The following is a 12349-nucleotide window of genomic DNA, read 5'->3' as shown; positions in this document are numbered from 1 at the left end:
GGACAGGGGCGGACAGGGGCGGGCGAGGGGGCGCGGGCCGGGACGCGGGGGCTCGCGTGAGGTCCACGAATGGGCGATGTTGTTACCCGAAAGAAGTACAACAGCAGGGAATAGCCCGGATGACGTGCTCCGGCTCTCTACCGTCGGACGGGTGACAACGAGTACTGAAGGGCCGCGGAGCACGGAAGGTCCGCGCGACCCCGTGCTCGCGGCGTACGAGCGGCAGGTGGACGGCCTGTTCACCTACTGCCTCTCGGTGCTGTGCGAGCACGACGCGGCCGCCGCCGCCCTGTGCGAGGTGCGGGAGCTGGCACTGCGGCACGGGGTGCGACTGGCGGAGCCCGGGATGGTGCGGGCCTGGCTGTACTCGCTGGCGCGGTACTGCTGCCTGCGGCGACTGGAGGACGGTACGGGGCCCTCCGGTGCCGGTCCGGGCCCCTCGGTGGCGGAGGCCGGGGCGGGCGTTCCGGCGGCGGAGGCGGCCCGGCGACGGCGCGAGCTGGCCTCGCTCGCCTGGCCCGAGGCGGCCGGCACCGACCCCGAGCAGCGCGAGGCGCTGGAGCTGTCGGTCCGCCACCGGCTCAGCCCGATCGAGGTGGCGGCCGTGCTGGGCGTCCCGTTCGAGACCTCCCGCGTGCTGCTCGCCTCGGCAGAGGCGGAGGTCGGCCGGACCAGGGCGGCGCTGCTGGTGCTCGGCGTCGGCAGCTGCCCCGAGCTGGACCGCCTCGGCGGGGCCGGCGCAGAGAGCTGGCGGGACTGGGTGCTCGGCCCGGCGCTGCGCCGGGAGCTGGTGCAGCACGTGGTGGAGTGCCCGACGTGCCGGGGCACGGCCGAGCGGGTGGCCGGCGAGGTGGCGGAGGGGACGGCGGGCCTCTCGGGGCTACCGGTGCTCACCGCGCCGTCGGCGCCGTCGGCGGGCGAGGCCGGCCGGGGCGGCGGGGTGTTGTTCCTGCCGCGTGCGGCCGGGGCCCCGGCGGGGCGGCGAACGGCCGTCCCCGCCCCGGTGGTCGAGCCGGGCCTGCGGTTCGACCAGGGCGGGTTCCCGCGCCACCGCGCGCCGGACGCGGGCCGTGCGGTGGCGGTGCGCCGGCGGGTGGTGACCACGGGAGTGCTGGCGGCGGTGCTGGCCGCGCCGGTCGTCGCGCTCTGGGCCGGCCATCGGGGTGGCGGCGGCGCCGGCGCGGCCGCGGCGGTCTCCTCCGTCCGGGTCGAGGACGACCAGCGGGCCGCCGGGCACCGGCCGGGCGGTTCCGGGCCGACCGACGGAGGTCCCGGGCGAGCCGGGCAGGTCGGCGGGGTGGTGGGCGCCGTAGGGGCGGCTCCGGCGGTGGCCGGGATGGAGCTGGCGTGGGCCGGGCCGGTGAGTGCAGAAACGTTGCTTCCCGGGATTCAGGGGCCCGCCATCCCTGTGCCCGCGCACGGTGCGACGCCGCTGGGCAGTCCGACGCTGGTCGCGGCACCAGCGCCGGCACCGGCGCCCGCTGCCGGTCCGGCGGCGGGCGGTGCCGGGGGCAGCGGGCCCGGAGCCGGGGTGCCCGTGCCCGCTCCTGCCGGGCTGCTCACCGTCGAGGCCGGCGAGTACGGCAACCGGACCGTGCTCACCCTCACCAACTCCGGCACCACCGAGATCCGCTGGCACGCCGAGGTGGACGCCGCCTGGCTCCGGCTCAGCCGGGACGCCGGAACGCTCGCTCCGGGCCAGCGGATCACCGTGATCGTCACCGTGGACGAGGACCTCGCCCCCGACGGGCACTGGACCGCCCGCATCGCACTGCCGCCCTCGCAGGCCGTGGTCACCCTGGAGGGAGGCCCGCACAACCGCGGCGGCTCCACCTCGGCCCCGGCCGAACCGACGACGGGCCCGGCCCCGTCGGGCACACCCTCGCCGGGCGGGACGCCCTCCGGCACGCCGACCGGCGGGCCGACCGGTACGCCGAGCTCGCCCGGCTCCCCGACCGCGACGGCCTCACCGTCGTCCGCTTCACCCTCGTCCGCCCCGCCGACGACTGCGCCGACGGCGACGGCATCGGCCTCGCCTCCGTCGTCGCCCTCGCCGTCTTCCCCGCCGGCGGGGAGCGCGTCCGCCCCTGCCGCGACCGGGTCGGTGTCACCGCACTGACCCGGTGGGGGCGGGGTGGGCCAGGCTGCGGCCGGGGTGGTTGGGGTGGCCGGGGTGAGGGTGGCGGGGTGGCCGGGCTGCGGCCGGGTGGCCGGGGCCGCTAGGCCGTCAGGCCCGAGATCGCGTCGCCGATGTACTTCACACCGAGGACGACCAGGACCACCACCATGATCGCTGCATTGTGCGCCGCCATCCACGCCTTCCACTCCCCCAGCACGCGGGCCGAACGGTCCCCGCCGAACAGGTAGACCGAAAGCGGCAGCAGCGTGCAGAGCGAGCCGATCAGTACCATCAGCGCGGCCGCGACCGCCTTGCCGCCACCGGAGGCCGTACTGGTCGCGATGGAGACGGCGCCGCCGACCGCCAGCACCAGGTTCTTGGGGTTGGCCGCCACCAGGACGGCAGCCAGCCCGGCCGCCCTGCCCGGGGTGATCCGGTCGATCGCCTGCATCCACTTCGGCGGGCCGTGGACGTGCCCCTCTCGCGGGCGGCCCTGCCACTGCTTGAGGCCCAGCAGCACGAAGAGCACGCCCAGTGCCAGCTTCAGCCACCACTCCCAGGCCGGTTTGGACGAGTCGGTGCTCAGCCCCGATCCCGCCGACACCACCACGGTGACCACCACCGTCAGCGTCACCACCCAGCCGGCCGTGAACGCCAGGCCGTTGGCCTTCCCCTTCGGGGTGGCCAGCATCAGGATCACCGCGATCAACGGCATCGGGCTGATCGCGATGCCCACGGCCGAGGCCAGCATCTGGCCGACGGCGTCGCCCATCCCTGCGTCCCTTCGTCGGTGCGCCGGCTGCCCGTCGGTGCCGGTCGGTGCCGGTGCGCGGCCCCGGCGCCCGTACCCGTGCGGTTCAGGTGCGCCGGATCGGCGGTACCCGGTAGGTGCCGTCCAGGGCGACCGGCTTCGGCTGGTAGAGCCGGATGATCGGGCGGAACCCGCCCTCCGGGGTGGGCAGCCAGTTCGCCGCCCCGGCCGGGTCGGCTGGCCGCTCGTGCTGGAGCCGGAGCGTCAGCGAGCCGTCCTCGCCGTAGACCAGGCCGGGGGTGCGGTCGCCGATCGAGTAGCGCGCGTCCGGGTTCGCCACCAGGTAGTACTCGGGCAGGCCGTACATGGTGACGGACCAGAAGGCGTCAGCCGGCGGGGGCTGGTCGAAGCGCAGCGTGTACGCGTGGGCGCCGTTCAGCGGGCGGCCGTCGGAGTCGTCGTACGTCATCGCGTACACCGCCTCGTACGCGTGGTTGCCCCAGAGGCCGGCGCGGGCGGCGGCGGCCCGGCTGAGGTAGGCGGCGCGGCGGTCGGGGATGCGCCACTCCTGGTCGTCGATCGTGCCCGGGCCGAGGAAGTCGACGTTGTAGTCGAACAGGTGCAGGGCAGTGCGCCATTCACCCGCCGGGTGGTCCTCCGGCGGCCGGGTGGCGTCCTCGACCCGTTCGCGGCCGGCCGCCATGCCCTTGAGCAGGGCGAGGGTCCAGTCGGGCGCGGCGGCCCGGTACGGCGAGGGCCCCGAGTCGAGCAGACCGAGCGGGGCGAACCGCTGCTGGTACTCCACGTCCGCCGCGGCCGGCGGGAAGGCCGCCATCCAGACCCGGAGCCGTTCGAAGAACGACAGCCGCTCGGGCACGTCCGGGTCCGGTGCGGGCAGCCCGGCGACCAGGCCGCCCGGCTCCAGCGATTCGAGCGTCAGCCCCTCCTGGAGCGCCCGGACGCGCGGCAGGTCGTCGGGGCCGGTGCAGGCGAAGCGGCCGACGATGGTGGCCACGGTGGTCGGCGAGACGATCACGTGCTCGTGGTCCGTCGGGGCGCCGTGCCAGCCGGGCGGGACGATCAGCCAGGTCTGCGCGCCGGTGCCGGTGGCCCGGCGGCCGACGTAGGCGAAGTTGTCGGTCCACGCGTCGACGAACTGCAGCACGTAGTACGCCCCGTCGGTGTCCGGCACGTGCAGCACCTGGGGGCCCTCGGAGAGGTCGAGCTGGGCGATCGAGTAGACGGTGTCGTTGTTGACGGAGACGAAGGGGTCGTCCGGCCCGGCGAGCCGGGCGGCGTGGCTGACGTGGTTGAACGGAGCCGCCGGCAGGATGCCCATGCCGCCCTCGGTGAAGCGCTCGACCATGGTGAGGTCGGAGACCAGCGGATAGCCGTAGACGTAGGCGTCGGCGGCCAGGGCCTCCAGCTCGGGCTCGGTCATCGGGATTCCTTCTCTGGTCCGGCGTGCGTGGGTACGGGTGGTGCGGGCGGGCGGTACGCGTGGGTGATGCGGGCGGGAGGTACGGGTGGCTGGCACGGGTTGCGCGGTCCGGGCAGCCCGGTGCGGGTGAGGTGGCGCGAAGGCGCGGTGGTCAGCGCGGTGTCAGGGGCGGGGGCGTCCAGCGGCCGTCGAGGACCGACTCGTCCGGGCCGTAGAGCCTGAGGACCACCGTGAAGGGGCCGTCCGGCGCGGGCAGCCAGTTGGCCGAGTGCTGGGCGTCGGCGGGGCGCTTGTGCTGGAGGTAGAGGGTGAGGCCCCCGTCCGCGTCGCGGACCAGCCCGGGGGTGCGGTCGCCGATCGAGTAGCGGTCCAGGATGTTGTCGACCAGCCGGCGCTCCGGGAGGGCGTACATGGTGGCCGACCAGAAGAACCGGGCCGGCGGCAACCCGTCCGGGCCGAACCGCACGACGTAGTCGTGGTCGGCGGCGTCGGGCGGCCGGTTGCCCTCGCTGTCGGCGAGCCAGCCGCCGTGCCAGGCCTCCTGCACGGGCAGCCCGTACAGGCTCTTCATCGCGCCGACCGCCTGCTCCAGGTAGGCGGTGCCGAGCTGCTCGCGGGTACCGCAGAGGCCGGTGGAGCCGGTGGTCTCCTCGGCCGCGCGTTCCAGCTCGGCGCGGCCGTCGGCGATACCGCGCTCGATCTCGGCGCGGACCGCGATCGGCAGCGCGGCGGGCTCGAACTCGCCGCAGCCGTCGATGCCGAGGTCGGTGAGGCGGCCGCGCAGGTCGGCCTCGGCGGGCAGTACGGGGAAGAAGCCGAGCAGGAAGTCGAGGAAGCTGAAGAACTCGATGGTGTCCAGCACCTCCTCGCGCCAGACCGGCCAGACCGGGTTCGGCACGGGAGCCGGTGCCGCCGTGCCCGCGTACTCGTGCAAGGGGCGCAGGCGGTACTGCTGCTGGATCTCCTTCAGCTCCTCGACGGCCCCGGGTGACGTGCCGCCGAGGTAGGTGCGGCCGAGCACGCCGATCAGCTGGGTGGCCGTGCGGATGACGCCGTTGATGCCCTCGGGGGCCTCGCCCCGCCAGCCGGGGCCGGCCACCAGGTAGTCGCCGGCCTCCTGGCCGGTGGCGCGGGCTCCGACGAAGCCGGCGAAGACGGTGTCGAGTTCGTGCAGCGGGAGCACGTAGTAGCGGTCCTCGGCGGGTACCGAGATCACCCACGGCTCGGCGCGGAGGTCGAGCCAGGCCCAGGAGTACGGGGTGTCGTTGTCGGGGGTGACGACGTCGGTGTCGGCCGGGGTGAAGGGCTGCGGGTAGTGCCGGAAGACGCCGAAGCCGCCGACGTACCTCGGGTCGGCGTCGTCCACCGCCTGCGCGTACATGGTGCGGTAGTTCTGCAGGATCGGATAGCCGCGGACCCACGCTTCGGCGGCGGTCGCACGGATGGTGGCCGGGTCCACGAGTGCCGGGTTGACCATGCTGTCGCTCTCCCCAGTGCCGGAGCATCGCCCAGAAGACCGGATCATTGCTCAGAAATCAGACATATAGGTACACGGGGGATGCTATGCGGACCCGATTGGATCAGCACCTCGACCGGCAGGCCCACCTGTCCGGGGTGGCTAGCCCGCCGTCTTGGGCGGTCTGCCCACCGTGCCGCGCTGCCTCCCCCCGTCCGGCGCGGCCGGCCCGTCGCCCTCTGCCGAGAGCGAACGAGCGCGTGCGGATGAAGCAGGGGAGGCAGCCTTACCGGTATGAAGATCCTTCTACTCGGTGGCTCGTCCTTCCTTGGGCGGGCCTTCGCCTCCGCTGCCCTCGACCGGGGCCACGAGGTGACCACCTTCAACCGCGGCCGCTCCCACAGCGACCTGGCCGGGGTCGAGGCCGTCCGGGGCGAGCGCGACTCCGCCGACGACCTGGCACGGCTGGTCGAGGGACGGCACTGGGACGCCGTCGTCGACACCTCGGCGCAGCAGCCCGCCCAGGCGGTGATCTCCGCCCGGCTGCTCCGCGAGCACGCCGACCACTACACCTTCGTCTCCTCCGTGCACGCCTTCTCCGACTGGCCGGCCCTGGCGGTGAACGAGGACTCGCCGCTGCACCCCTGCCCCGCCGACACCCCGCCCGACCAGCCGCCCGGCAACGCCCTCAAGGCCGGCTGCGAGCGCGCCGTGCTGGAGCACTTCGGCGCCGACCGCACCCTGATCCTCAACAGCGGGCTGCTGATAGGCCCGTACGAGAACGGGGGCCGCCTGCCCTGGTGGCTGGAGCGGATGGCCCGCGGCGGCCCGGTGCTGGCGCCGGGCGACCGGGAGCGGGCGATGCAGGTGATCGACGTCCGTGACTTCGCCGCCTTCGGCATCGAGGTGGTGACCGCCCGGCACACCGGGCGCTACATCACCACCGCTCCGACCGGGAACGTCACCTTCGGGGAGTTCCTCGCCACCTGCCGGGAGGTGGTCGGCGAGCCCTCCGACGGCCGCCCGGCCGCCGAGCTGGTCTGGGTCGAGGACGGCCCGCTGCTCGCCGAGGGCCCGGACAGTGTCCTGCCGTGGCTGGAACTCCCGCTCTGGGCGCCGGACGTGCCGGAGATGGCGGGCGTCTGGCTCGCCGACACCGCCCGGGTGCAGGCGGCCGGGCTCCGCTGCCGGCCGTTCACCGAGACCGCGCGCGACACCTGGGCGTGGCTCCAACAGCGCGGGCCCGCCGAGGACACGGACGCGGATGGCCTCAAGGGGCGCAAGGGTGCCCGGCACAAGAACGGAATCGTCCCGGCGAAGGAGCAGCGCCTGCTCGCCGCGCTCGCCTGATCCCTGCCGGGCGCGTAATCCTGGCCCGTCTGCCCCTGGTCGGCCACGCGTGGGCGGGTGGTGGGGCGTCGCGCCGGCCGACCTCCCACTCCCCCGCACGCCGTCCGGTCAGTGGGTACGGCGGGTGACCAGCTCCGCGAGGGCGAGCAGCTCGTCGGCCGCGGACGGCTCGGGCACCGCCGTGGCCAGCTGGGCGAGCGCCGTGGCCATCCGCTCGCAGGACTCCCCCTGGGCCCAACCGCGCCCGCCGGCCCCCTCGACGGCGGCCGCACAGCGGTTCAACTCCTCTGGACTGAGCAGACGTTCGAGCGCGTACAGCTCGGCCAGGGCGCGCCCGTCGGCCGTGCCGGAGCCGAGCGCCGCCACCACCGGCAGCGACTTCTTGCGCGCGACCAAGTCCGCCCCGACGGGTTTGCCGGTGACGGCCGGATCGCCCCAGATCCCGATCAGGTCGTCGATCAGCTGGAACGCCAGGCCGATCTCGCGGCCGAAGCCGTCCATCGCCTGCGCGGCCTCCTCCGAGGCGCCCGCGTACGTCGCGCCCATCGCACAGGCGGCGCCGAGCAGCGCTCCCGTCTTGGCCTCCGCCATCGCCAGGCACTCGGTGAGCGAAACGTCACTGCGCTGCTCGAAGGCGCAGTCGATCTGCTGGCCCTCGCAGAGCTCGACCACGCAGTCGGTCAACCGGCGGATCGAGCCCTGGGCAGCCGGGTGGGTGTCCTCGGCGAGCAGGCGCAGGGCCAGCGAGTGCAGCGCGTCCCCCGCGAGAATGGCCTCGGTGGTGCCGAACACCCGCCAGGCGGTGGGACGGTGGCGCCTGGTCTCATCACGGTCGATGACGTCGTCGTGGAGCAGGGTGAAGTTGTGGACCAGCTCGACGGCGGCCGCGGCGGCGGTGGCCGTGGCCGGGGTACCGCCGAGTGCTTGGGTGGCGGCCAGCACCAGCGCTGGTCTGATGGCCTTGCCGGAGGGCGCGGCCACCGGTGTGCCGTCCGCCTCCCACCAGCCGAAGTGGTAGCCGGCCACCCTGCGCATCGAGCCGGGCAGCGAGTCGACGGCGGCGCGCAGGACCGGGTCGACGAGGCCGCGGGCGCGGGCGAGCACGTCCTCCGCCTCGTGCCCCTCGCGGTGGTCGCGTTCCAACGTGAAGATTGCCATTGGGTTCCTCCCCCTGATGTGACGACGATGGGCGCCGCCCGGCCGGGGTGCGGGTGAGCCCCGGCCGGGTGGCGCGGGTCCGACCGGCCCCGGTCAGTCGCGGTGGTGCGCGACGTCGACGTTTTCCAGGACGCCCACCGCGTCGGGCACCAGAATGGCGGCGGAGTAATAGGCGCTGACGAGATAGGAAATGATGGCCTTCTCGCTGATTCCCATGAACCGGACGGAGAGGCTCGGCTGGTATTCGTCCGGAATTCCGGCCTGGTGCAGCCCGATGACGCCCTGGTTCTCCTCCCCGGTGCGCAACGCGATGATCGAGCTGGTGTGACCGCCGACGACCGGGATCTTGTTGCACGGGAAGACCGGCACCCCGCGCCAGCCGAAGACCTGCCGGCCCTGGACCTCGACGGTGTCCGGGTAGAGGCCGCGGCGGTTGCACTCCCGGCCGAAGGCGGCGATGGCCCGCGGGTGGGCGAGGAACATCTTGGTGGAGCGGCGCCGGCTCAGCAGCTCGTCCATGTCGTCCGGGGTGGGCGGGCCGGAGTGGGTCTGGATCCGCTGGTCGTACTCGGCGTTCTGCAGCAGCCCGAACTCCTCGTTGTTGACCAGCTCGAACTCCTGGCGCTCGCGCAGCGCCTCGATGGTCAGCCGGAGCTGGTGCTCGATCTGGTTCATCGGCTGGTTGTAGAGGTCGGCGACCCTGCTGTGCACCTTGAGGACCGTCTGCGCGACGCTCAGCTCGTACTCGCGCGGCTTCAGCTCGTAGTCCACGAAGGCGCCGGGCAGCTCGTACTCGCCGTGGTGGCCGGCGGAGAGGCCGATCGCCGCCTCGCCGTGCTTGTTCTGCGCCTGCTCGAAGCCGGCCAGGTAGTCCATGATCTGGAGCTGGAGCGCCTCGGAGCGGTCCGCGAGGTCCTGGAACGCGGGCCAGGCGAGCGCCAGGACGGTACCGGCGGTGGCGGCCTTCACCGTGTACGGCCAGGCGCCGTCGTCCTGCCGGAGCGCCTCGTCGCCCAGGTGGTCGCCGTCGGCGAGAGTGCCGACCACCGTCTGCTCGCCGTACTTCCCGGATCCCAGCCGGTCGAGCTTGCCGTGCGCGATGATGAAGACCTCGTCGATCGGCGCCCCGGCCGCGACCAGCACGTCACCGGCGGAGAACTCGCGTTGGACGAAGCGCCCGGCCAGCTCCTCAAGGACGGCGTCGTCCTCGAGGCCGCGCAGCACCGGTACCTCGCGCAGCGTCGGCGGGACGATCCGCACCTCGGAGCCGGTCTTCACGAAGCTCACCCGGCCGCGGCCGACCGAATAGCGCAGGCGACGGTTGACCCGGTAGGTGCCGCCGGACACCTGGACCCACGGAAGCATCCTGAGCAGCCAGCGCGGGCTGATGCCCTGCATCTGCGGCGCGGACTTGGTGGTCGTCGCGAGGTTCCGCGCGCCCGCCGTGCCGAGACTCTGCTGCTGCCGGGCCTGCGGCTCGCCGCCCGGCGCAGGAATACCGACGTTGGTTTCGGTCGACATAGGGAGCCCTTCAAATACCCGATGAAGTGTCGCCTTGCAACAATCATGGTGAGGCCATTCGGTGGGCTTCGCAATCACTCTTTCGAGTGGTCGGAATAACCGAACAAATAGGACGACTGGATCACCAGATCGATATCAGTTCGACCATTATTCGAACATCTAATAATGCCTCGCCCCGGCGGCCGCCCCGCGCTCCCTCCCCGGAGCCGCCCGCGACACCCTTCCCGCCCCTCACCCACCCCGGGTTCGCGCCCGGGCGAGGGGCCGCTAAGGTGCCACCTCAAAGGGCCACGGGGCCAGTTGACGAGTGTGGTCGGACCGGATGCCCTCCCCTCGTTCACCCCTGCCCTGGGAGCCGTCATGAGCGCCCCCGTACGTATCTGGCTCAACCGCACCTACGCCGAGAACGTGTTCTTCATCGAACAGCTGCGCGAGGCTCCGCGGCCGGTCGAGATCCACGCCACCCACGTCGACCCCGACTCCCCCGTCCTTGCCGCCGCCGACCACGCCACCCTGGAGCCGGGCGGCCTCACCCCCGACGCGTACGTCGGCTACGCCCTCGACTACTGCACCCGGCACTCCGTCGACGTCTTCCTGCCCCGCCTCCACCAGCTCGCGATATCCCTGCACCACCAGGAGTTCGAGGCGATCGGCACCGCCCTCGTCTGCCCGCCCGCCACCGCCGTCGCGGCCTTCGACAGCAAGGCGGACGGCTACGCGGCGATCGCCGCCGCCGGACTGCCCACCCCGCCCTGGTGGCAGGTCCGCACCGCCGCCGACCTGCTCGCCGCCGTCGAACGGATCGAGGCCGCCGGGCTCACCGCCTGCCTCAAGCCCTCCTCGGGCGCCGGCGGCGAGGGGTTCCGGGTCCTCACCCGCGAGCCCTTCGGCCTGCACCGGCTTTCCGGCTGGGACAGCCGGGTCCAGGTCGACCAGGTGGCCGCCGCGCTGGAGGCCGCCGCACCGGAAGGCATCATCCCCGGGGGCGCCGGCGGTCCCGCCGACCTGCTGGTGATGCCCTACCTGGAGGGCCCCGAGGTCTCGGTGGACTGCCTGGCCGACCGCGACGGCACCCTGCTCGCCGCCGTCGGCCGCAGCAAGCACCGGCGCCGCCGCAGCTTCACCACCGCCCGGCGGTACCTGGAACCCGCCCGCCGGGTGGTCGAGTCCACCGGGATGGCGTTCCTCTCCAACGTGCAGTTCCGCCACCTGGCCGGGGAACCGGTGGTCATCGACGTCAACACCCGGCCCTCGGGCGGCCTGCACCAGCTGCGCCTGTGCGGCCTCAACCTGCCATGGAGCGCGGTGCAGTTGGCGCTCGGCGAGCGGCCCGACACCGGCCGGGCCGGAGACCTCGCCCGGGACTTCACCGGAGACTTCGGCGGGGACTTCGGCGGCATCGACTACACGCTCGTCTCGGGCATCCAGCCGGTGCTGCCGCGCCAGGCCCCGTTCGCCCGCGGTCTCGCCCCGGTGGGGCTGGTCCACTGAGCACGGCGCGGACGCGCTCCGGGACCCGACCGGACTGCTACAGCGGCCCGTTCCAGTCCAGCGTGGGTTCCAGCACGCCCTCGAGGGTGAGCAGCCAGCGCTTCACGTCGATCCCGACCCGCCCGCCGCCGAAGCCGCCGATCCCGTCCGCCGCCACCACCCGGTGACACGGCACCAGCAGCGCCACGGGATTGGCGGCCATCATCTGCCCGACCGTCCGGGCCGCCAGCCCCGGCTCCGACACGTCCTCGAACACCCCGCTGCGGGAGGCCAGTTCGCCGTAGGTGATGGTCCGCCCGAAGGGCACGTCGTGCCAGAGCGTCTGCAGCACCGCGCGGTGCGGCCCGGCGCTCAGGCTCCAGTCGATCGGCAGCCCCAACTCCCGGCTGCGGCCCGCAAGGTAGGCACCGATCCGGTCCGTGACGGCGGCGATCTTCGGCTCGTCCGTGCAGCGCGGCAGCTCGCCGCCCGCGTGCCCCAGGTAGCCCGCGGCCGCCACGCCCAGCGGCGTCACCGCGATGTGCATCGGCCCGCTCGGCAGCGGCGTCTCCACGGTCAGCCACGACATCGGGCCGGGCCCGGAACGGCTGCCGGCGCCGGTGCCGGTGCCGGTACCGGACCTCGGGCCGAACCTGGGGCCGGACGCCTGCCGGGGCTGCGACTCGGACTGTGGCACGTACGGGCCCCCACCCTCCTCCGCCGGGCCGGCCGCCGGCCACGCCGGCCCCCGGAAGGCGCGCGAGGACCACCCGCCCCGCGCGCCATCGTACGGCTCCGGCCGGTCCGGCACGGCCGCGGCTAGAGCCGCCCCTTCAGCTCCGCGGCGAGCCCGCGCGACCAACGCGACAACTCGGCCCGGTCCGGCGCCCGGCCCTCGCAGAGGGCGCCGAGCTGGGCGTCGTTGATCCGGTTCGGACCGGGGATCTCCAGCAGATACGCGAGCTCCTCCAGCACCGTGGCAAGCCGCTTCCCGTCCGTGTGGTCCAGGGCGACCGCCGACTCGTGGTGGCTGATGGTAGAAGAACCGGGCATGGCCTACCTCCTCCGTTCGCCCCCGCACTC

10 protein-coding genes are annotated in these 12349 nt (G+C 73.9%); 3 read left to right on the top strand and 7 right to left on the bottom strand.

The genetic code is table 11. The features are described 5' to 3' along the window. The first annotated feature begins 151 nt into the window (after window positions 1-151). Window positions 152-2119: a BACON domain-containing protein gene (locus OG286_RS22630; protein WP_405365757.1), complete on the top strand. Its 1968-nt coding sequence runs from the start codon at window positions 152-154 to the stop codon at window positions 2117-2119. 100 nt (window positions 2120-2219) lie between these two features. Here OG286_RS22630 and OG286_RS22625 read toward each other — a convergent pair whose 3' ends face one another. From OG286_RS22625 to OG286_RS22615, 3 genes are all read right to left on the bottom strand, one after another. After that, on the bottom strand, window positions 2220-2891 hold the full coding sequence (locus tag OG286_RS22625; RefSeq protein ID WP_396321905.1) for a GAP family protein: 672 nt from the start codon (window positions 2889-2891) through the stop codon (window positions 2220-2222). Between the two features lie 85 nt (window positions 2892-2976). Continuing rightward, window positions 2977-4311 carry a DUF1254 domain-containing protein gene (locus tag OG286_RS22620; RefSeq protein WP_396321906.1) on the bottom strand — a complete coding sequence of 445 codons (1335 nt, stop codon included), beginning with the start codon at window positions 4309-4311 and terminating at the stop codon, window positions 2977-2979. Between the two features lie 151 nt (window positions 4312-4462). Then, window positions 4463-5788, bottom strand: coding sequence for a DUF1254 domain-containing protein (locus tag OG286_RS22615; RefSeq protein ID WP_405365756.1), 1326 nt, complete (start codon window positions 5786-5788; stop codon window positions 4463-4465). Window positions 5789-6061: 273 nt separating this feature from the next. Here OG286_RS22615 and OG286_RS22610 point away from each other — a divergent pair, with 273 nt between their 5' ends. Then, on the top strand, window positions 6062-7117 hold the full coding sequence (locus OG286_RS22610) for an NAD-dependent epimerase/dehydratase family protein (protein ID WP_405365755.1): 1056 nt from the start codon (window positions 6062-6064) through the stop codon (window positions 7115-7117). Between the two features lie 108 nt (window positions 7118-7225). Here OG286_RS22610 and OG286_RS22605 read toward each other — a convergent pair whose 3' ends face one another. Together OG286_RS22605 and OG286_RS22600 are read right to left on the bottom strand one after the other, a co-directional pair. Next, the gene (locus OG286_RS22605; RefSeq protein ID WP_405365754.1) at window positions 7226-8275 is read right to left on the bottom strand and encodes a family 2 encapsulin nanocompartment cargo protein polyprenyl transferase; all 1050 of its coding nucleotides are present in this window, start codon (window positions 8273-8275) and stop codon (window positions 7226-7228) included. Between the two features lie 93 nt (window positions 8276-8368). Next, window positions 8369-9796, bottom strand: coding sequence for a family 2B encapsulin nanocompartment shell protein (locus OG286_RS22600; protein WP_405365753.1), 1428 nt, complete (start codon window positions 9794-9796; stop codon window positions 8369-8371). A gap of 360 nt (window positions 9797-10156) precedes the next feature. On the opposite strand from OG286_RS22600, the gene OG286_RS22595 reads away from it, so the two are divergent. After that, the gene (locus OG286_RS22595; protein WP_396321911.1) at window positions 10157-11287 is read left to right on the top strand and encodes an ATP-grasp domain-containing protein; all 1131 of its coding nucleotides are present in this window, start codon (window positions 10157-10159) and stop codon (window positions 11285-11287) included. Window positions 11288-11324: 37 nt separating this feature from the next. On the opposite strand, the gene OG286_RS22590 is transcribed toward OG286_RS22595, so the two are convergent. Together OG286_RS22590 and OG286_RS22585 are read right to left on the bottom strand one after the other, a co-directional pair. After that, window positions 11325-11963 (bottom strand): methylated-DNA--[protein]-cysteine S-methyltransferase, encoded by a 639-nt coding sequence (locus tag OG286_RS22590; RefSeq protein ID WP_396321912.1) that lies wholly within the window; start codon window positions 11961-11963, stop codon window positions 11325-11327. 122 nt (window positions 11964-12085) lie between these two features. Next, the gene (locus OG286_RS22585) at window positions 12086-12319 is read right to left on the bottom strand and encodes a hypothetical protein (protein ID WP_396321913.1); all 234 of its coding nucleotides are present in this window, start codon (window positions 12317-12319) and stop codon (window positions 12086-12088) included. Between the last annotated feature and the right edge of the window lie 30 nt (window positions 12320-12349).

This window comes from Kitasatospora sp. NBC_00039, from assembly GCF_045160625.1.
Classification (GTDB): domain Bacteria; phylum Actinomycetota; class Actinomycetes; order Streptomycetales; family Streptomycetaceae; genus Kitasatospora.
Note: the sequence above shows the minus strand (reverse complement) of the source record. Positions and strands in the feature narration are given on the sequence as shown.